The sequence below is a fragment of the Goodfellowiella coeruleoviolacea genome, from assembly GCF_024171785.1.
Classification (GTDB): domain Bacteria; phylum Actinomycetota; class Actinomycetes; order Mycobacteriales; family Pseudonocardiaceae; genus Goodfellowiella; species Goodfellowiella coeruleoviolacea.
Genome location: NZ_JAMTCK010000012.1, coordinates 258,131 through 277,575, shown reverse-complemented (window position 1 = coordinate 277,575; position 19,445 = coordinate 258,131). Strand labels below are relative to the sequence as shown.

24 protein-coding genes are annotated in these 19,445 nt (G+C 69.4%); 3 read left to right on the top strand and 21 right to left on the bottom strand.

Features of this window, described 5'->3' with window-relative positions; translation table 11 throughout:
* Positions 1 to 295 precede the first annotated feature (295 nt).
* The 21 genes from LX83_RS25420 to LX83_RS25320 form a co-directional block, all read right to left on the bottom strand.
* The gene (locus LX83_RS25420) at positions 296 to 529 is read right to left on the bottom strand and encodes a holin (RefSeq protein ID WP_253775690.1); all 234 of its coding nucleotides are present in this window, start codon (positions 527 to 529) and stop codon (positions 296 to 298) included.
* Entirely contained in the window at positions 526 to 1,443 is a 918-nt protein-coding gene (locus tag LX83_RS25415) for a DUF1906 domain-containing protein (protein ID WP_253775688.1), read from the bottom strand. The genes LX83_RS25420 and LX83_RS25415 overlap by 4 nt, the downstream gene beginning before the upstream one ends.
* A complete protein-coding gene (locus LX83_RS25410; RefSeq protein WP_253775686.1) occupies positions 1,440 to 1,745 on the bottom strand; it encodes a hypothetical protein in 306 nt (101 codons plus the stop codon). Before LX83_RS25410 ends, LX83_RS25415 begins: the two co-directional genes overlap by 4 nt.
* 9 nt (positions 1,746 to 1,754) lie before the next feature.
* Complete coding sequence (locus LX83_RS25405; protein ID WP_253775684.1) at positions 1,755 to 2,669, bottom strand: hypothetical protein; 915 nt, start codon at positions 2,667 to 2,669, stop codon at positions 1,755 to 1,757.
* A complete protein-coding gene (locus LX83_RS25400) occupies positions 2,669 to 3,790 on the bottom strand; it encodes a siphovirus ReqiPepy6 Gp37-like family protein (RefSeq protein ID WP_253775682.1) in 1,122 nt (373 codons plus the stop codon). Before LX83_RS25400 ends, LX83_RS25405 begins: the two co-directional genes overlap by 1 nt.
* 10 nt (positions 3,791 to 3,800) lie before the next feature.
* Positions 3,801 to 4,655, bottom strand: coding sequence for a phage distal tail protein (locus tag LX83_RS25395; protein WP_253775680.1), 855 nt, complete (start codon positions 4,653 to 4,655; stop codon positions 3,801 to 3,803).
* 10 nt (positions 4,656 to 4,665) lie between these two features.
* Positions 4,666 to 7,092, bottom strand: a complete 2,427-nt coding sequence (locus LX83_RS25390) for a hypothetical protein (RefSeq protein ID WP_253775678.1) — start codon at positions 7,090 to 7,092, stop codon at positions 4,666 to 4,668.
* A gap of 161 nt (positions 7,093 to 7,253) precedes the next feature.
* A complete protein-coding gene (locus LX83_RS25385) occupies positions 7,254 to 7,622 on the bottom strand; it encodes a hypothetical protein (protein WP_253775676.1) in 369 nt (122 codons plus the stop codon).
* A 9-nt stretch (positions 7,623 to 7,631) separates the two neighbouring features.
* A complete protein-coding gene (locus LX83_RS25380; RefSeq protein ID WP_253775674.1) occupies positions 7,632 to 8,198 on the bottom strand; it encodes a hypothetical protein in 567 nt (188 codons plus the stop codon).
* 9 nt (positions 8,199 to 8,207) lie between these two features.
* Positions 8,208 to 9,182, bottom strand: a complete 975-nt coding sequence (locus LX83_RS25375) for a phage tail tube protein (protein WP_253775672.1) — start codon at positions 9,180 to 9,182, stop codon at positions 8,208 to 8,210.
* Positions 9,182 to 9,358: a hypothetical protein gene (locus LX83_RS25370; RefSeq protein WP_253775670.1), complete on the bottom strand. Its 177-nt coding sequence runs from the start codon at positions 9,356 to 9,358 to the stop codon at positions 9,182 to 9,184. The genes LX83_RS25375 and LX83_RS25370 overlap by 1 nt, the downstream gene beginning before the upstream one ends.
* Positions 9,359 to 9,376: 18 nt before the next feature.
* Positions 9,377 to 9,862, bottom strand: coding sequence for a hypothetical protein (locus tag LX83_RS25365; protein ID WP_253775668.1), 486 nt, complete (start codon positions 9,860 to 9,862; stop codon positions 9,377 to 9,379).
* Complete coding sequence (locus LX83_RS25360) at positions 9,862 to 10,677, bottom strand: head-tail connector protein (RefSeq protein ID WP_253775666.1); 816 nt, start codon at positions 10,675 to 10,677, stop codon at positions 9,862 to 9,864. The genes LX83_RS25365 and LX83_RS25360 overlap by 1 nt, the downstream gene beginning before the upstream one ends.
* Positions 10,658 to 10,978, bottom strand: a complete 321-nt coding sequence (locus tag LX83_RS25355; protein ID WP_253775664.1) for a hypothetical protein — start codon at positions 10,976 to 10,978, stop codon at positions 10,658 to 10,660. The genes LX83_RS25360 and LX83_RS25355 overlap by 20 nt, the downstream gene beginning before the upstream one ends.
* Positions 10,975 to 12,213, bottom strand: coding sequence for a phage major capsid protein (locus LX83_RS25350; protein WP_253775662.1), 1,239 nt, complete (start codon positions 12,211 to 12,213; stop codon positions 10,975 to 10,977). Before LX83_RS25350 ends, LX83_RS25355 begins: the two co-directional genes overlap by 4 nt.
* Positions 12,210 to 13,025, bottom strand: a complete 816-nt coding sequence (locus LX83_RS25345) for an HK97 family phage prohead protease (protein ID WP_253775660.1) — start codon at positions 13,023 to 13,025, stop codon at positions 12,210 to 12,212. Before LX83_RS25345 ends, LX83_RS25350 begins: the two co-directional genes overlap by 4 nt.
* A complete protein-coding gene (locus tag LX83_RS25340) occupies positions 12,997 to 14,238 on the bottom strand; it encodes a phage portal protein (RefSeq protein WP_253775658.1) in 1,242 nt (413 codons plus the stop codon). The genes LX83_RS25345 and LX83_RS25340 overlap by 29 nt, the downstream gene beginning before the upstream one ends.
* Positions 14,235 to 14,402 (bottom strand): hypothetical protein, encoded by a 168-nt coding sequence (locus LX83_RS25335; RefSeq protein WP_253775656.1) that lies wholly within the window; start codon positions 14,400 to 14,402, stop codon positions 14,235 to 14,237. The genes LX83_RS25340 and LX83_RS25335 overlap by 4 nt, the downstream gene beginning before the upstream one ends.
* A 13-nt stretch (positions 14,403 to 14,415) precedes the next feature.
* A complete protein-coding gene (locus LX83_RS25330) occupies positions 14,416 to 15,903 on the bottom strand; it encodes a hypothetical protein (RefSeq protein ID WP_253775654.1) in 1,488 nt (495 codons plus the stop codon).
* A complete protein-coding gene (locus LX83_RS25325; protein WP_253775652.1) occupies positions 15,854 to 16,207 on the bottom strand; it encodes a hypothetical protein in 354 nt (117 codons plus the stop codon). The genes LX83_RS25330 and LX83_RS25325 overlap by 50 nt, the downstream gene beginning before the upstream one ends.
* A 58-nt stretch (positions 16,208 to 16,265) precedes the next feature.
* A complete protein-coding gene (locus LX83_RS25320) occupies positions 16,266 to 16,538 on the bottom strand; it encodes an HNH endonuclease (RefSeq protein ID WP_253775650.1) in 273 nt (90 codons plus the stop codon).
* A 75-nt stretch (positions 16,539 to 16,613) separates the two neighbouring features.
* On the opposite strand from LX83_RS25320, the gene LX83_RS25315 reads away from it, so the two are divergent.
* The 3 genes from LX83_RS25315 (at position 16,614) to LX83_RS25305 (ending at position 19,017) form a co-directional block, all read left to right on the top strand.
* The gene (locus tag LX83_RS25315; protein ID WP_253775648.1) at positions 16,614 to 17,132 is read left to right on the top strand and encodes a hypothetical protein; all 519 of its coding nucleotides are present in this window, start codon (positions 16,614 to 16,616) and stop codon (positions 17,130 to 17,132) included.
* 448 nt (positions 17,133 to 17,580) lie between these two features.
* Positions 17,581 to 18,387, top strand: a complete 807-nt coding sequence (locus LX83_RS25310) for a hypothetical protein (protein WP_253775646.1) — start codon at positions 17,581 to 17,583, stop codon at positions 18,385 to 18,387.
* A gap of 3 nt (positions 18,388 to 18,390) precedes the next feature.
* Positions 18,391 to 19,017, top strand: a complete 627-nt coding sequence (locus LX83_RS25305) for a hypothetical protein (protein WP_253775644.1) — start codon at positions 18,391 to 18,393, stop codon at positions 19,015 to 19,017.
* Positions 19,018 to 19,445: the final 428 nt, after the last annotated feature.

The window sequence follows — 19,445 nt, the reverse complement described above, 5'->3', positions numbered from 1 at the left end:
CGCCCCTCCCGCTACCGGACACCAGCCGGCGCGGGAGGGGCGTGATCATGCAGTGGTGCGTTTGCGCAGGTCATCAAACTTACCGGTGCCGGTAACCTGGGCATCTGCCATCTCATGGGATCGCATGAAGCGACCAGCGGGGCCATGATCTCCAAGACGGAGGCCGTACCCCAGAGCCACGTTAGGCGATCCCCTAACGTGGCTGGTCAGAAGGCATGGCCTGTAAGACGCAGGTCATGGTCAGATGAGAGTGACAGGCCGTCACTCTGATCGGCGAGACGTGTCTGTGTGCAGGTCAGCGCGGGGTGGAACCAACCTTGGTGCTCAGCGACGCCGAACCCGGGTCACCCACCCGCCGAGCGGCCAGCGCCTTCAACACGCTCACCACGGCCGCGCCCAGCCCGACACCGAGCACGCCCCGCCAATCCACCGCGAGCAGGTCCACCGCCTCGGCACCGAGAGCGGCCAGCACCGCCCCAGCGAACGACGACACCGCCCGCTCCACGAGGTCCCGCATGTACGTCGTCACTGCTGCACCTCCTGGCCTCGCACTGCCACATCGACCGTCACGACGTTCTCTCGGATCGCGTCGGCGACAGCCTGCTTGATCGCGGCGGCGTCGATCTCCTGGTCCCGCGCGACCGCGTCCGCCAACTGCTCGAACGCCGTCCGGTAGGCAACCACCATGTCGTAGACGGTGAACACACCGCGGTTGGTGTGCAGCGCCAGGTCCTCGAAGCGCGCGGTCTCGCCGTCACCGGGCCGGCGCAGGTGCTCGGGGATGCCGCAGTTGAAGTTGAGCAGGGCGCGCGCGGACGCGTCGGCGATCCGGTTCACGTCCTCATCGGACAGGGGCATGTCGTCCTCCTCGTATGGCCACTGGCCGAAGTCGTTGGCGTTGGAGTCGTTGACGTCGCAGGCGACACCGGCCACGTGGACGGTGCCGATGCGCTGGAACAGGTGGGCGCGGAGATCAGCCCGGCCGCCGGACCAGGCGGCGGTCTGCCACGCGTACCGGGCTGTGCCCGCGTCGAGGCAGTGCCGGACCACGGAGTAGGAGCCGTAGACGCCGATCCGGCCGGGGCCCAGCACCGAGGCGGCGCCGCGCAGGTACGCATCGATGGCCCCGAGCTGATGGGGCTGGGCGTCGAAGTCGACGGCGAAGTAGATGGGCCGGCTACTGGGCATCCCGACCGCGGCGGCCTGCTCGGCCGCGGCCCGGGCGTCGGCCTGGCCGCCGGCGTACCCGGACAGGGCCCGGTTGGCCGTGGTCTCGAACACCAGCGCCACCGCCACCCCGTTCCGGGTCATGTCGGCGAACTCGCGCGCGGTGATGTTCTTCCGGTTGCCCGGCCTCGACAGGTAGCGCACGACGAACCGGTAGCCGGCGGCCCGCACGGCGGCGGCCGAGGGCGGCCCGGTCGAGTAGTCCAGCCCCCTCACTGGTCACCTCCCACGATCCGGCGCTCGACGCGGTCCACGGCGTCGCGCAGCGACGCGCCAGAGTTGGGCCGCACCTCGTGTTCGATGACGGTCACCCGCTGCTCGATGGCGGCCAGGCGCTCCATGACGCCCGGCCGCGCCGGCACCCCGTCGCGCTCCGGCTCACCGAGCCAGTCATCGGCGACGTGCGAGAGCTTGCGGCCCACACGGGCGACCCGGACGACGACCGCCCACACAGCGGCGAGGGCGCCCAGAGCAAGACCAACGTCCAAAATGGACAAGTCGGCCAAGAAGTCAGACAAGGATTCTCCTTATGCGTCTTGGACCTGCGAGCACTCGGTCACGGTGCCCAGGAGGTGGACGACGTTGCAGCCCAGGACGCTGGTGCGGGCCCCGAACAGCACCACCTGGTACTTCTCATGCCGGGACAGCGTTACGTCCGGGCAGAGCGTCATCGTGGTGCTGCCGTGTCCGCGAACGCCCCGGGTGTTCCAGTCGATGACTTCCGCCGGGAAAATCTTGTCGCCGAAGGCGACATCGACGCCGTCCGACGCTCGCCGGAGCTTCAAGCCAAGCATCGCAGTGGACGGCTCAGCGAGTTGGCCGGAGGCGCCCTGGTGCGCCTGGACGACCACGGTCATGCTGACGTTAGCGTGGCAATCTCCGTGTGGGGTAAAGGAAAGCGCGAGCAGGTCACCATCTGTGGTAGGTACCGGGATCGCCTGGTTGACGGCCCTGAGCCGGTGCACAACCGGTTTCTGGCCGGCGTAGCGCCGGTCGTCGGTGACCGTGCTGATCGTGGTGGCGTCAGGCGCAACGGGAACCAGGGCAACGGGAATCTCCCACTTCGCATTGTCCTGCGTGACCGGCGGTACCCCACCGCCTGGCACGCCTTGCAGGACATCCAGCTCCAACAGCTCGCGCAAGAAGTCCGCCCGGACGATCACGCGGTCGGTGCGCGGCAGCGTCTCGCCCGGCGTCGGGGGCTGGATCTGCAGCGTGGACTCGGTAGTCCACTCGCCCCAGTGGCCGCGAATCCACGCTTGCCCAGCGCGGACCTTGACCTGCATCCCGCTGCTGTCGGCGTACACCTCAAGCTCGCCAGCTACGTCCTGGAGCACGCCGGCTGAGGCGAGGCCGGTCATGAACTTGCGCCAGGTGTCGGCCGTGACGCTCGACCCGGGCCCGCTGTCGAACGGGGCGTACGTGTTCGCTGGTGCAGCCATCAGCGTCTCTCCAAGTTCCTGAGCCTGACGCTCATCTGCCTGAGTCGATCGAAGATCCGCAGCACGCCGTTGCTGGTCGCGCTGATCGTGGGGATCACGGTCTGCGAGTCCGGCCCGAGCCGGGTCCGGACCTCGCGGATCACGGACGTGACGCGCTCGCCAGGTGACGGGACCACCGTCACCGTGTCGCCCAGTCCGTAGTCACGCAGGTACTGGTGCTTGCCCGCATCGACTGGTGTCACGCTCAGCGTGGTCTGCTCAGCGCCTTCGACCAAGGTGGCGCGGATCTCCTGGTTGAGTTCGTCGGCCGCCGCGGTGTCCCGGCGGTCCACGAAGCGCTCGGCTCGGTCCCACCCCTGCGGGTTGGCCTGCCCCTCCCGGATCACCCGGGCTGTGCCCTCACCGGACCCGCCGACGTACACATAGGTCAGCTCCGGCGCGGCGCGCTCGTACGACAGCTCCGCGACATTGCCCAGTTCCTGTGACAGCAGGATCTCGTCGGATCGGTCCTGGGGAGCCCAGACCTGGAACTCCAGCCGATCGCCCCCGGTCTGCTGAACGCGCCAGCCGACACCGCCGGCCACGGCCAGATCCTGTTCCAGCGTGAGCAGTTGCTGCCACCGGCCACGACCGGTCACCTGGGCGCCGACCAGCGGGTCGATGCCCAGCACCAAGCCGGGCTCGCGCCGGGGCGCCAGCGCGCCCGGTCCGGCGTTGACGTTGACGTACTGCATCAGCACTGATGAAGCGATGCCGCTGCGCACGTCGTACTCGACCGAGTCGTACGGCGGTGCCGCCTTCGTCGGCTGGGGGTGCACCACCCTGTTGGCGAGCACGGTGTTGTCGTCCACACCGGACACCGTCAGGGTGTCGCTGGTGTCGGTGGTCTGCCGCTGCGGCTGCCGCACACGGCCTGAGAACACCACGGTCGTGTCGTCGCGCACCAGCACGATCCCGTACCGCGGCTGCATGAGCGCCGCCGCATGTGCTGTCCCGGCCGGCAGGGTGAGCTGCCACGTACCGACATCCCGGTAGCGGCTCACGCACTCCAGGGTCTGGTAGTCCTCGATCGCCGCCACCCGGCTCAGGTCGGGCGCGCGGAGGTACAGCGTCCAGGCCACGGTCACCTCCTCACATAGACAGGTAGCGGGGCCGGTACGACAGGACGACACGCGAGTCGGCCGACACCGCAGACCCCATCTCGATGCTGATGGCGTTGGTTCCGGGCGCGAGCGGCCAGAACGAGCTGCCCCACGACAACCGGCCAAATGCGCTGGTGCCGTCGGACCGGGTCACCTCCTTCCGGCGCGGCCTGGTGTCGATCGTGACCGACTCGCCGCCGCCGAGGTCCACGGCGAGGTCCAGCACCTTGCCAGTGGTCTCGTTGCGGATGACCGGGTGCGAGCCCGGCCCGACGATCGTCCACACTGGCCAGGCGTCCACGTCGCCGGGGTTGGTCACCGTGACGTCAGCCCAGATCTCGGACGACGCGAGGCGCAACGGGAAGAACGGGAAGAACTTCGGCGCCTCGCCACGTTGGAACTGCTGCACGATGTCGGAACCGGCCGCCCAGTACGGGTCGTACGCCCGGCACATGATCGGCATTCGCTGTGTGGTGGGGCCCGACGTGTCGCCGAGCCGCTCGGCCACGTCCAGCCCGGCCACGACCCGCACCGTGATCTCCCGCGTGTCCCCCGCCGGGCCCGTCATCCGCAGCACGCTGTCCCCACGCCGCGGGTCCATCCGGTGCACCAGGTCACGCAGCCGCGCCTGCAGTTCGGCGGGCGTCGGCGCGTTGATCCACAGCGACAGGCTGATGTCCCGGGCGCCGTGCTGCACATCCCGCAGCAGCAGCCCCGGCTGGCCGGGCACGCCCTGCTCGTCCAGGCGCACGGTCACGCCGTACCGCCCGGACACGTCCCACGCCACCGCCAGATCGGTTACCACCCCGTCCGGGTCCACGTGCTGGATCACCTCGTCAGCCACGCGCACCCCCTCACGGCAGCATCTCCAGCCGCTCCATGCGCGCGAACTGCGCCTGCAGGTCCACACTCGACTCCGTGGTGTTCACGGTGAGGTAGAAGTTCTTCACCACCGAGCTGCCGCTGCTGGCCACGGCAGGGCCAGCCACCGACGCGCCCACCCGCCGCGCCGCCCGCATGATCTCCGCTGACGGGCCAGCAGGGATCACCGTGCCGTCCTGGCGCGGCACCACGATCTCCGGTCCCTCCTCACCCACGACGTACGCGTGACCGGCCTCGACCGGACCGCCCTCCGCCTTGAACGGCAGCCCGAACCGCTGGCCATTCTGATCGACCGAGTAGTAGTAGCCGCCGATCTGGTGGTACTGGACCTCCACGGTGATGTGCCGTGGGATCGAGTCGAGCTGGCGTTTCAGCGTTCCCGCGTTGCCAATCGCCACGTCCATGCCGGGCTGGGTGATCAGCGTGGACACGTCGTCGGGCAGGCCCAGGTACCGGTCAGCCAACACCCGCGCCTGGTCGGCGTTGAACCCCATCTGCTGCATCTCGCTGATGAACGCGTTGCGCCGCTGGGCGACTGCGTCCAGAGCGGCGACCGTGGCCTGCTGTTGCGACCCGGTCTGCTGCAGTGTCGTGTCGTAGACCGTCTGCGCCAGAGTCCTGTAGCTCTGACCCTGCTCGACCAGGTGCTGCTGCAGCGCCCTCCCAGCCTCGGTCGTGAGATCGATCTGCCCGCCGGCGGCGAACAGCTCGCCCTGCCAGTCCTTAGTGGACTTCTTCACGCCGTCGATATCGCTGCGCAGGTCGGCCAGCCCGGCCTCCCAGGTGGCAACGGCCTCCTCCAGTGGGATACCGCCGCCGAAAAGCAGCTGCCACGCGGTGTTCAGGGCGTCCGCGCGCTCGGCCGTGTCGCCGGTGGTATCCCGCAGCGTGGCCATCGCCTCTTCCAGCGCCTGGGTACCCGGAAGCGCCGACTGCATCGCGCCAGCCGCGCCCCCGACCGCCTCCTGCTCCTGCTGGAAGTCAGTCATCGCCCCGGTCACGACAGCCCGCAGGCCGTCCGTATCCCGCAGCAGGGTCCGCGCCGCCTCAGCCTGCCCGGTGTAGCTGGTAACCAGCTCACCAGACTCGGTGTTGACCTGCTCGCCGGCGGTGACCTGAGCCTGCAGGCGCGCCTTGAGTGCATCCAGCGTCGGCCCACCGGTGATGATCGCGTCCAGATAGTCCTGCTGCGACAGCCCAGCCGCGGACACCGCGTCAGCCAGGGCCTTGTACGAGTCGGACTGCGCCAGTGCACGACGCGCGGACGCGTCGAACTGGCCGCCGGACTCACGCAGCGCCGCAGCGAGCGACCGCTGCGACCCTTCGGCCTCCTGCGACTTGGCACCGAAAGCACCGAGAAGCGCGCCAGCCGCAGTGACTGCGATGCCCCACGGGCCACCGAGCAGCCCCATGAGCCCACCCGCCGCAGTAGCCAGTCGCCCTGCGCCGTTTTCGCCTCCGGCTTCCTTGAACTTGGTGCGCAGGTCACTGACGCTGGTGCCCACACCGTCGATGACGCCCTTGACGGTGCCGACCACGCGCATCGCGGTCGCGACCGACAGCCACAGCCCGATCATCGGGCCCAGCGCGTCCGAGATCGGACCGATCACGTCGAGAACGCCTTCCAGGACGTCCAGGCCGATGCCCAGCGCCTCGGACATCACCGGCAGCGCGCCGCCGCCGAGGTCGCTAACGACGTCGGTCAACTTGCCGACGACGTCAACGGCCTGGCCGCCGTGCTCCGCCCACTGACCGGTGAGCGTGGTCAGCACCTCACCGGCGGCCGGCAGCGCGATCGAGATCAACCGTCCAAAGTGGTCAACGCCCTGTGCGGCTTCCGGTGCCGCTGAGGCGACCTCACCGAAGAACTCACCGGCGGCGCGGCCAGACTGGACGAGCAGCCGGCCCAGGGCGTCGAAGACCGGGCCGCTGGACTGCACCACGGCGACCGCGCCGGGCATCGCCTCACGCGCGAAGCCGGTGACACCGCGCGTGAGCGCCTGGACGTCCGGCACGGCCGCGGCGAACGCCGTCCGGATCTGTGGACGCAGCTGCTCGTAGGCCGCGCTGATCTCGCTGGCCGCGTCCACATAGGCGTCCGCCAGCGGCGCGGCGTCAGCGGCGGCACCGGTCCGGATCTCGTCACCCAGGCTCCGGAACGAGTTGGCCACCTCGGCGTTGCCCTTGACAGCGGCGGCGCCTATCGCGGCGAACACGAGCGGCAGGCCGCCTACGGTCGCGGCGACCGCGCCGGCCGCAGCCGCCGAACCGCCCGCCAGCCCCGCGACCGCCTTGAGCCCGCGCTGGCCCATCCGGTCCATGCTGTCGCCGACCTTGTCAAAGGTCTTGCTGGCCTTGTCAATGCCCAAAACCGTGAAGATCAAGTCTTTGGCAGCCATCGGGCGTCACCTCCTCGGCCGTGACCGCTGCTGCTGGTCTTGGGCGCGCCGCCGGTGCTCATCGATCAGCGCGCAGCACAGCCACCAGTCCCGGAGCCGCAGCTGCCGTATGTCGGTGGGCAGCCAGTGCCACAGGTGCACCATCCAGGGCAGGTACCGGGTCAGCTCGTCTGAGATCGAGACGTCCTGGCCGGCGGTTTCGGCTGGTCCGTCTCCTCGGTAGGGTCCGGCGACGCCTCACCCTCACTGTCCTGAGTGGATTGATCGCGGCGAATCTCCGCCCGAAACTCCCTCCAGCGGAAGTTCATCGCGGGACCGGCGAACTCGACGGCCTCGCCGGCGTGCCGCCGCGCCAGCCAGAAAAACGTTTTCACCGCCAGGGCCTCGCCGCGGTCGTGCGCCGCGCACAGCCACGTCCAGCCGCGCCCGGTCAGCCGCTCCACCTCGATGGACTCGTCGACCGTCACGTCCAGCAGGTTCAGCGAGTACCGGCTCTCGCCGAGCCGGTAGTCGTACGTCAGCTCACGCACCGATTGCTCCTACTCTGCAAGCTTTTTCACGATGTCGTCCACAACGGACACTGCTGCGCGGCGCACCTGCGGGCCGCCGCGCAGCATGGGCTTGTCGAACCAGCCCTCCGGCGTGACCTTCTGCTCCACCCACCGGTCGCGGTTGCCCATGACCGGGTGGCGCCAGGCGCCCTTATTCATCAGCCGCGGCAGCTTCCGCTGATCGGGCGGCAGCATCGAGCGGTTGGTGCGGATGCGCACCGACGCCGACCGCGCCCCGGTGGACACCTGGGTGCGCACCGCCCGTGCGATCGTGGCCCGCAGTCCACGCCGCCGGAACGCACGGTCCTGGACACGGTCTGTGGCCCGGCGGGACCGGCTGACGTCGTACGCGCGCCGCGCCTGCCCGCCGCCACCGCGGACGGCCCGCGACGCCAGCGACTGCACCGACCGCTGTGCGTCCTGCACGACCGGCCGGGCGGCGGTGCGCATCTCGCGCGCCATCTCCCGCACCAGGTCCCCGCGGCCGGCCGCCTTCAGCTTGGCCGCGGTCGCCCGGAACTCGGCGGTACCGCGGATCTCGACCCGGGCCGGCATGGCGCCGGCCTACGGGGTGGTGTCGGTGGTCTGGTACTCCACCCGCACGCTCTGCGTGCCGGTGTCGGTGACCACGATGGGCAGGGACTGCATCACGATCTCGGGGCCGCCGACTGCGGGCGTCGCACCGTCGAACCTCGTGTTCGCGGTCAGCACCAGCTCGTGACGCAGCGTCCCGCTGATGACCGGGCCCTGGAACGTCAGCACCAGCTCGGCCTCCTCACCGTTGGTGAATCGGTTGTAGGCCGTCAGGTCCTTGAACTCACCTTCGAGGGTGCCGGTGATCTCGCGCAGTCCCTGCTCCACCGGTACGTCGCGGAGACCGCCGCCGCCGATGCAGTACCGGTCCTCCGCGAGTGCGTTGGAGCCCGCGATGCTCACTGACCGGACGCACGTCTCGGTGCCGCCGAGCGACAGGGAACCGGTGACGAACGTGAGCGGGACCGAGCCGGCCGGGTAAGCGGCGGTCGCCAGAGCGGTCGCGGTGGTCTCGTCGCGGCCGAGCAGCGACACCTGCAAGGTGAGGAACTCGCCGACGCTGCACTCCAGCGTCCATGAGCTGACGCGGCAGCCGGAGTACGTGAACGGGCGCACCACACCGCCGGTGTCCGGCCGTCCGATCTGGACGGTCAGTCCGGGCGGCAGGTCACCTGGCGTGAAGACGTGCCGCCACACGGTTGGCGCGTTCGTCGCGTCCGGCTGCGTCGAGGTGACGGAGCCGAGCGCGTGCTTGAGCCAGAGCCCGTAGCCCTCGGTGCCGACCTCCATCGTGATGTCGCCGGACACCGACCGCTGGCCCGGTGCCCACCGGTCCGACCGCAGCACGCGGGCACCAGCGCGCAGCGCCGTGCTCGCCAGCCGCTCGATGCTCAGGGAGACGCTCTCCTGGCGGAACTCGTAGAACCGCGACGGGGTGACGGCGGTGCCGTACGTGGTCTCCTCGCCGACGCCGAGCTGCGCGCTCAACCCGCTGGGGATCGCCATCAGCTCGCCTCCTTCCTGCTGTCCTTGGCCGCCGGCTTGACCGCTGCCCAGTCGGGTTGGTCGAGCAGCGGCGCGGCCAGGTCGTCCGGGACCTCGATGGGTCGGTCCCGCTCGGCGGTCAGGCCGAGCGCGGGCACGGTCACGGCCCGGTGCGGGCCGGTGTAGCTGATACGCATGGTGTCCTCTCTGGACGGTCAGAGGCGGGCGCGGCACACGACGCCGAACGTGACCCTGGCCAACGCCCCGGTGTTGGTCTGCATCTGCGAGAGCGTGATGTCACCGCCGACCCCGGACCACAGCACCGCGCCGCCGAGCTGCGTGTCCCCGCCCGGCTCGTTCGGGCGCACCAGGCGTTCGACCGCGCCGACGATGCCGAACGCACGGCCGCGCTCGCGCTTCATGTCGACGTTTCCGCTCCGGCTGGCGGCGCAGCAGTAGATGGTGAACGTCTCGTCCTTGCCGGGGCGGCCGAGCGTGGCGTACTCCTGCGTGCCGGTCACCGAGTCCTCTCCGGCCGGGTCGTCGCCGATGAACAGCAGCAGCTCGTCCGACAGGTCGCTGACCGGTGGCCCGTCGTAGATCCGCACCCCGGCCAGGGGGCCGCCGGGCGCGGCAGCGCCGGTGCACAGCGTCAGCAGCCCATCGATGGCCGCGGGGATGCGCGAGGTCTGCATCTGCATCAGGCCACTCCCGGCGGCATCTGGTCGCCCTGCAGAAGCTCCAGGGCACGGTTCGGTACCGCGTAGCCGAGCCCGGGAATGGGCTCGCTCAGCGAGTAGTCGTCGGCGCCGCCGATGTTCGGCAGGCCGTCCGCGCCGTACCGGGCCCGCCACAGGTGCGCGAGGATGATCCTCGCCGCCGCCGTGATGTTCGCCGGCACGATGTGCCGGCCGGCCACGTAGGTCACCCGCAGCGGCCCGGTCAGGCGTGCACCGTCCCGGCGCCGGATCACACCCGCCGGTGAGGCGTCCAGGTCGGACAGTGCCGGGCTGGTGCCGCCGGCCAGGATCGCGGTCACCGAGGTCAGTGACAGCAGCGGCGGCTGCCGCACCATCAGCGTCCACCCGGACACGTCGTGGTCCTCGACCACCGTGCGGCGCACGACCGGGCCGACGATGGCCTCCACGCACCGCGTGGTGGCCTCCAACCACGCCCGGATGTTCTCGTCCTGGCTGGTGCCCGACACCCGCAGGTGGTCACGGGCATCGGCCAGGGACAGGATCAGCGGCACGTCGGCCGGGCGCACGTCGACCGCGTCGGTGTAGGCCGCGGCCGGCCCGGTCCACTGCCACCGCACCAGGTGCCGGCCGGCCTGCTCCGGCACGTAGTCCACTGTGTAGACCCCGACCGGGTCGGCGGCCGGCACCGGCGGCCGGGTGGTTGTGCCGTCCGGCAGGGTGATGGTGAGCGCCGCCGTCGCGGCGGTGACGAGCGCCCCGTCAGGGCCCCGGCACTCGCCGATCAGGCGCACGGTGTCACCGAGGTCGTAGGGCACCGCTCACCACCTCCGCTCCAGGGGCGTGGCCGGCCGGCTCCCGCACCGGGCCGGCCACGTGCTCACCTGGTCTCCGGCCGCCGGCCACGGCCGCCACGCCGCGACTGCACCGCGGCACGCTCCACACCGGACTGTCGGCCTGCCGCTCGACGCGGACGGCGCGCACGCCGTCCGCCCACCGGACCGCGTCCTCCTCGGACATCTCCACCTCGTCACCGGGCACCCGCGACCAGTCCAGGCCAGCCACGGGCACCAGGAACCGCACCAGCACCATCAGCTGCTCGCCTCCTTCCTGGATCATGCAGCGGGGTGGGCGTAGGCGCGGATGGCCGCCGGGTCGTCCGGGCGCCCGTCCATCCGCGCGAACGCGAGGAACCCCACCTGCAGGAAGTCCGCGTACCGTTCGGTGAGCCGCAGGGTCTGGACGTCCAGCACCTGGCGGATGATGTAGCCGGCCGCGATGTCGCCGAACACTAGCGACTTCGCACCCGCCGCGGGGACCGGCATCGAGTTGTCGATGGTGTACTGCCAGCCGTTGATGGTGGCCGGCATCCCGGGCGCGGGGACGGGCTGCCACAGCGGCCGGCCCTCGGAGTCCTTGAGCTTCCGCAGCATCTTCAGCGCCTGGTCGTGGAAAACATAGCGCGCGTTGAGCCGGTACGCGGGGTCCACCGAGTGCTCCAGATCCACCAGGTCGTCGTAGGTGATGGACGTGACCTGACCGGCCGCGCCGGTCACACCCACGGTGATGTTGGTGGTGATGCCCTCCGGTTGACCGGTGCCGGTGCCGGTTGCGAAGTGCTTCGCGGCGGCGCGGCCGATGCGCTCACCCAACTTGCGCGGCAGCCACACGTCCAGGTTGAACGCGCTGTCCTGCAGCAACTGCAGCGACACCCGCACCAGCTTGGACGTGTAGGTGTGCGCCGACAGCTTCCGCTGGCCGAGCGTCACGTCCTGCTCGGTCACCTGCGTGTTCTCGCCGAGGATGGCGCCCTCGTTGCCGGTGTCGTCGTTGGTCGGCCACGGCAGATCGTTGCCGGTCGTGGTGTTGATGACGTTGGCGACGTTCATTAGGCCGCCGTACGCCTTCATGGTCTCGCTCAGCACGGCCCGGAACCCTTCGGGGACCAGGTAGCCGCCGGCCGCCGGAGTGGCCACGCCCTGCGCGCGCACCTCGGAGAAGCCGCCGGCCAGCAGCTCGCGCTGCTCCGGCCGCAGCCCGTCCATCCCGCGCCGCATGTACTCGCCGAACGCGACGTCGTACCGCTTCGCCTGGTCCTCGTCGGCGCGGTCGTCGCCGCCCGCACCGGTGACGACGATCTGCGACCGGTCGACCTGCTCCAGGCTGGCCATGCGCTGCAGCCGCTCGATGTCGGCGGACACCTCGGTCAGCCTCTGCTCGGCGGCGTCCCAGTTGGTCCGCTCCTCAGCGGACAGGTCCCGGCCCTCGCCCTCGGCGGCGGCGCGGATGTCCAGCATCCGCTGCCACACCCGGTTCTGCTCGGTGACAAGCCGGTCCAGCATCGCAGTGCTCACTGCACAGTCCTCTCAGGATCGATGGTGTGGGGCAGCCGGTATCGCGCGGCGAGCCCCCTCATGACGCGGTCGATCGAGGCGACGGACAGCCGAGTGGACCGGGCCGGCTCGGCACCGTCAGCGTCGCGAGTGGACTCACACGGCTCGCGGCCGACGACACGCAGTAGGTCTTGCAGCTCGGGCCGGTAGACGGTCCGACGTTCGATGGCGGCGCGGTCGCCGCGGTGCACCAGGGCGGTGGCCACCGACCGCAGCCCGGCCTCGGTGTCCTCGTAGGCCGGCCACGTGACCGCGGACACCTCGATCAGTCGCACCTCGCGGATGGTTCGCACGTCGACCTCGATCGGGTCGTCCAGGCCGGCCACCTCGACCTCTTCGGTCTTCCATTCGTCCTTGACGACCTGGAAGCCGAAGCTCATCCCGGTGATGTTCCCGTTGCGGACGTTGGCCTTCAGGTCACGCACGTACGACAGCTCGGTGTCCAGATCGGACTCGACCACCAGCCCCTTGGTGTCCTGGGACAGCCGCAGCGTGCCAGCTGACACCCGGGACACCACGTAGTAGCTGTCGTGGTCGATCAGCATCCGGGCGTCGCCCTCCTGGAGGGTCTTGGTGAACGCCCCGGGCGCGATCTCCTCGTAGATGCCCCACTGGAGGGGGTTACCGATCGAGGTGCGGCTGTTGAACACCGCGGCGTACCCGGCGAACCGCTCACTGGCGCTGTCGTCGTCGGCCCAGGTGATCGTGACCCCTGCCGTGGCCAGAGGTAGGCGGCGGCGCTCCTCAGCCTGCGCCAGGGTCGTCATCGTCATTGCTTCCCTCGCTGTCGTTCTGGGCAGGGGCGCCGAGCGGCGCCATGTTCAGCGGCTGCAGGTAGGTGTCGCCGCCCTCGACCGGCGGCCGGTTCTCCAACGCCCTGATGTCGTTGGCGGAGAACGCGCCGACTTCGCGCATGACCCGGTAGAACTCGGCACGCGCGGTGCTGTCGGCGCGCAGCAGACCCTCCACGCTGTACTCCGCGTACTGGGCCGCAGGAAGCAGCTCCTTGGTGATGCGCTGCTCGGTCGGCACCAGCCACGTCGGGTGCAGGTCGAAAGTCACGAATCCGGTGGCCTGCTGCTCCAGGCCGGTTCCCCAGCTGGTGCTGCGCTCGGTCTCCATCAGCAGGAACAGCGGCACGCCGAACATACGCGCGATCTCGGTGACCTGGAACCGCCTGGACTCCAGGAACTGAGCGTCGCGGTAGGGCATGGTCACGGGCTGGAAGCTCGCGCCGGAGTCGAGCACGGCCACATCACCGGCGTTGGCCGCGCCGGCCATCTTGGCTTTCCAGCGTTGTTTCAGCGCCTCGGCCTGGTCGGCGGTCAGCCGCTGCTCGGTCTGCAGGATGCCGCTCAACATGGCGCCCTGGCCGAAGAAGCGGGCGCCTGCCTGCTCTGCAGCCATCGCCATGCCGATGCCGGCCGCCGCGGCACGGATCGGGGACACACCGGTCACGCCGTCGTAGCCGAGCGCGGGCAGGTGCAGGATCTCCCGCGACGTCAACGCGTGCTGTTGTCCACTGTCGTCGGTGACCTCGAACACCTTGCCGCTGGGCACATCGGCTGTTGGCTGTGCTTGGCCAACGCGCACCCGGTCCGGCCGGATCGGCCACAGCTCGACCACCTGGCCGGCCCCGTTGCGGACCTTCTGCAGGTACGCGTTGCCCCACATCAACCTGTGCACATAGGACAGTCGCCACAGCTCGTAGCGCGTCAGCTCCGGGTGCGGATCACGCAGCAGCCGTGACGTCGTCTTGGTCTTGGTGCCGTCCCGGTAGGTGTGCAGCGGCACCGACGCCGACACGCACGCGATCACCGACACCGACCGCCACACCGCCGGCATCGACAGGGCGGAGACCTCGGTGACCACCACCCCGGCGTCACCGGGCTGGCCACCCATCCACTCCAGCAGGCTCGGCGACGTCAACGGCACCGCGGGGTTCTCCAGGTTCGAGCGGCGCTCGAACAGCCCGAAGAGGCTCACGGCCGGTCACCTCCTCCCGTAGGCGGCCGGCGGGCGGCGGCCCGCTCGCAGGCCAGCACGCCGAGCACACCGGCGACGATCAGCGCCACGGGCGCCCCGGCCAGCAGTGCCAGGCCGATCACCGCGACGACCAGACACAGCACCTCGACCAACCACAGGAGCACGGCCCACCCCCTCTCACCACAGATTCGGTGCGCCGTCTGCAAAGGACTCGGCTCCCCACAACGCAAACGTCACAGCCACTAGCGGGCTTATGTCCACAGTGGATGCCCGGCGGGCCCACGCCCACGCATCACCGAGGGGGCGCTGCTGCGCGCCGGCCAGCGCGGCGGTGAGCGGCTCCTGGTTCAGGTGCCGCAGCTGCGCTTCGGTCACGGCGTCGTAGAAGCCGCCGCACGCCTGCCCCACCTGCCGGGCGGTCGGCACCACCACCGTGACGCCCGCGTCCCGCAGAGGCTTGATGAGCGACCCGGCCGGCCCGCCGTCATCGATCACGACGACGCACGGGCCGTGGCGCTCCACCAGGTCGATGACGCGCCCGACCGTCCACCGGGTACCAGGCCGGTGGTCGACCACCTCGACATGCACACGCCCGTCCGGCCGCCGGCCCGCCGCGCCGATCGCGGCCGAACCGCGGTCCGGGGCCACGTCCACAGCGATCGCCAGCCGGCCGCCCAGCTTCGAGGTGACGTCAGCCAGGCCAGACCACGTCTGCTGGGCGATGACCGCCCAACCCTCGTCCTCCTTGGGCTCTGGCCAGTCACCGATCCCGAGACGCTCGACCGCGAACCCCGCGGCGCCCATGCTCTCTTGCTCGTTGCCGATGTACTCCGCGCTGATCCGGATGCCCATGCCCGGGTTAGCCAGCGCCCACATCGCTGGGTCGGTCGCGACGGCCTTGGGGTTCTCCGCGTACACGTCCTCGGGCACAGACCACTCGAAGTACCCCAGCGAGCGCCCGTCACCGGTCAGGCCGCGACGGCGGACACGGGCCAGCACATGGCCGTGTGCGTGCTCCTTCTGATCGACCGGGCTCGACGTGTACCACAGCTGCGGCGACCCAGTGACCGACCTGGCGGCCATCGTGGGCATGAGCGCCGACAGCACCGCCTCGGGCACGTTGTACGCCTCGTCCAGGATCACGGTGTCGCCGGAGAGACCGCGGCCGCCACCCGTCGTGCGGGTCTTGAACCGCAGCCGCTGGCCGCCGCGTAGCTCGATGCCCTCCTCCCCGTGCGACCGCGAGACGCGCTTCACGCGCCGGTCCAGATCCGGGTTGGCCTCGATCAGATCCAGCACGCGGCGCATGTGGTCCATCGACGTGTCGAACAGGTGCGCCGAGTGAATGATCAACCGCTCGCCGAACAGGAACAGGCCGGCCAACTCCCGCGCTTCGAGGATCGAGCCCTTACCGTTCTGGCGCGGCACGACCAGGCCGACCTCGAAGGCAGCCCACTTCCCGTCATCACGCTCGCCGAGCGCGTGGTGGAGCACCAGCTTCTGCCACGGGTCCAGCACCAGCCCGGCCGACTCCGCCAGCTCGATGGCCTCCTGGCCGGCACTCGTGCGGTACTCCGGCACCAGCAGGATGCGCGGCTCCTGGTGCCCGATCAGCTCATCCGGTCGCCCCTGCACGTCGAGCGGCCCGGCGGGCCTGGAGGTCATCAAGCCCACCCCCTGCCGGTGCCTGCTCGACCTCGCCGAACAACTCGTGCAGCGCGGCACGAAGTTCACGCGCTGTAGCCGCCGGTTGGGTTCCGTCGTCCAGGGCCCGCGCGAGCGCCAACGCCGTCTCGATCAGCGCGCGGGGCGCGTGCTGGAGCCCGGCGTGCCGCTCGATGTCGGCTCGTAGAGCCCCCTCGACCTGCCCAAACGCCCCGAAATCCTCCGAGCGGTCACCATCGGTCACGATCCGCACCTCCTGGCTACGCAGCGCGGGGAGAGAAAAGGAGACCCCGAGCGTGGTCACCTATCCCCAGGTCGGGAGATCAACACCCCCCTCCCCCGGTGGTGACACCCGGTCACCGTCACCAGGGGCGGGAGGTGCGGAGCGGAGCCGACACCCGGTTGCCCTTGCGGCTGTTGCACCCGAGGTGCGCGGGCCGGGCGTTGGCCGGGTCGAGCGGGGCGCCGCCGCGGCTGAGGGGCTGGGTGTGGTCGACGCTGAACGACATCGGGTCCGGCCACTTCAGTCGGAGGTCAATCTGGTGGCCGCAGATCGCGCAGGTGGCGCCCTGCTTGCGCAGGGATGCGACCAGGCGGCGCCAGCGGTAGCCGGCTCGTCCGGGGCTGCGAGGCACGCCGCACCTCCCTGCTCCGTTCGTGTGACGCCCGGTGCCGCCGGTAACGGGTGCGGTGATCACCTCGATGGGCCGATGATGGTCACCTTGAAGGGGGAGCGCGTGTTGCGTGCGGTGCGGGAGCTGTTGTCCGTGGCGGTGCTGGTCGGCCTGGGTGTTCTGACCGGGTGCTCGTCGGGTGGAGGCACACCGACACCGACAGCGCCGACGTCCACCAGCACGACTGCGGCGGCCACGTCGACTACCACGACAACCACGGGCCCGCTGCTGTCGCGGTTCGGTGCACGGCTGGAGCGGCAGCAGCTGGTGCGGTGCGACACCGACCCGTTCGGGTCGGTGTGCGTGCAGTCCATCCGCAACCTTGGCGGCACTGCTCGGGATCTCGTCACCATCGCTGGAGCGATGGGAGAGCAGTACGCCGGTGTGGTGGCCGAGGCGCAGAAGGTCAAGGCTGCGGCCGATGAGTGGACCGAGCACTGTGTCCACACCGATGCGGGGTCTACCGAGCGCAGCGCCTGTCTGCCGACGATGGGGACATTGCGGACCGGCTCTGAGGCCATGCTGGACCGGATCTACGAGGTGGAGCAGCCGTAGGTGGGTGCGGCGGTCAGTCCACCCACTAGGGACTGTGGTGCAATCGCCAGCGGAAGGTGACGGTGGTGGCGGTGCTGGTGCTGTTGCTGGCGCACCAGCAGGAAAAGTGCGACCGTCGTTGCCGGTGGAGTGCCCGTTTATGGAGTCGCCGGTGGCCTCGACGCCGGATGCGATTCCGCTGTGGCTGATCGAGGTGTGCGACCGGTTAGCTCGGGCCATGGCTACTCCAAGCGGGCGGCATCGGTAACACGGGGGCTGTGTCGGTCGATTGGGTCATGAACACCCGATCGAGGGGGGAACCTTGAAGCGGCACCTCGTTGTCTTGGCGCTGGCCGGAGTGGCGCTGGCTGGTTGCTCGACGCAGGTCGGGGACTCGCCGTCCTCATCCGCTGCACCTACTCGGGCTGCCGGGGTTAAGCCGGTCTCCAAGGAGGAGATCACGGAAGCCGTGCAGAAGCTGTACGACGAGCTGTCCGATGGATGTCCAGACGGGAAGCCGGGGCCTTCGTGCCAGGGGCACGTTGACTGGTTGGTGCTCCAGTCGCGGTCGATCAGGATGCTGCTGGAGGGCAGCGAGGACCCGAGGATCTACGCCGACGCTATCCCACTGGTCGATCAGGTCGAGTTGGCAGCGGAGAAGGGGACAACATCAGAGGCGGTGCAAAGCGACGTCTTGTCGGCCGTTAACGGACTGAACCGCTGGCTACTGGACCATGTCTCCGGAGTGAGCACACCATCAGCGACTACGGTGTCTACCACCACCCGACCGCAGACCCCGGAAGCGCAACTCAATGTGCTCGTCTACCAGCGGGGGTTGACCTCGATCGCCACGACGGAGGCATCGGATGACGTCGGCTGGACCTGCAGGATCTTGAGCAGCCCCAACGACTTGACGAAGGCGCCGGCCCAGTGGCTCGTTGACGAGGTGTTCGGCAATGACCGGCGCAGGCAGTGGACCGAGTTGGGTATCCCGATGTTGTGCCCGGAGCATGTGCCGGTGCTGGAGCAGGCGAAGTCAGGGAACTACGAGCGTTGGTACCAAGACGGTAAGTATGTGGTTGGCGAGGAGATTCCTCCGGGCACATACCAGGTCACTGGGAAGGTGACTGACTGCTACTGGGAGCGCAGCACCAAGTCTGGGGAGATCATCGACAACAACTTCGCGTCGGTGGCCTCGGACATCAAGGTGACCATCAAGGCGAGCGATGGCGGGTTCACGTCCCAGGGCTGCGGCACCTGGAAGAAGGTCGGCTGATCTGTGAGCAGTTGGCTTGCTGCCGACATCGACCTATGGTGGTTCGGACCTACGGATGCTGACGTGTTCGCGGCGTGGGGGCAAGTACTCGGTGCTGCCTTCACGCTGGCTGCGGTGCTGGTCGCGCTCAGTGTGAGCGTGGTGGATGGGCGCCGCTGGCGTGCTGAACGCCGAGACCAAGAAGTGACACAGGCTCGGCTCGTGTTGGTCGACCTCACGGAAGCTCGCAGCTTCAGATTGGTTATCACTAACCACAGTGCAAGCCCGGTTATGCATCTCACCGTTGAGAACGTACAAGCATGGTCGGGCGGCGTGCGTTCGACACGATGGGTGCTTCCCGAATGGCTATACCCTGGGGAGCTCTGGCATCAGTCGGTTCGAATCCAGGAAGTCATGGCACCAGGGGATGCCATCTCCTTCAAATACAACCCTGAATGGCCGGAAGTACCGGATCATCCTTTCCCGACCGCAGTAAGTGTGACGTATTCGTTCACCGACGCGGCGGGCCTGCGCTGGAGGAGAACTGACTACGAGGAGCCGGAGCGTGTGCTTGCGCAACAGACACCACGCTGGTTCCGGCGCCGCCGTGGTCAGTCCTCGTCAGGTACCCAAGCTGGGTCAGCCGAGTAGGGCTGCGGCTCAATGAACTCGGGCCATAGTTCGGGGTGCAGCGCCATCGTGCGGGCGTCATACGACCAGTCCATCGTCGTTCCTCATGTGGCCGGTGAACCGTGCGGCCTGCCCGGTCTGTAAGTTTCCAGCAGAAACTTACGGCGCTGCCGGGTTTGCGAGGTCAATCGGTGACTTCACAAACACTGCGGGGTTGCCGGCCGTGGAGACGGGTTGTCCCAGCCTCCACGGCCGGTCCTCGGCGGGGGTGCCGAGAGCGTGGGGCGCCGCCATCACATTGCGCATCTCCGCAAAGTGATCAAGGCGCATCACTTCCCGACTTGGGGAAGCGATCCCAGTGTCACTTTCCCAGCTCCGGGAAAGTGATCATGTTGCATCGCTTTCCCGGTCGGGAAGGTGATGGCAGCGCGGGCAGCGCCTACCCCGAC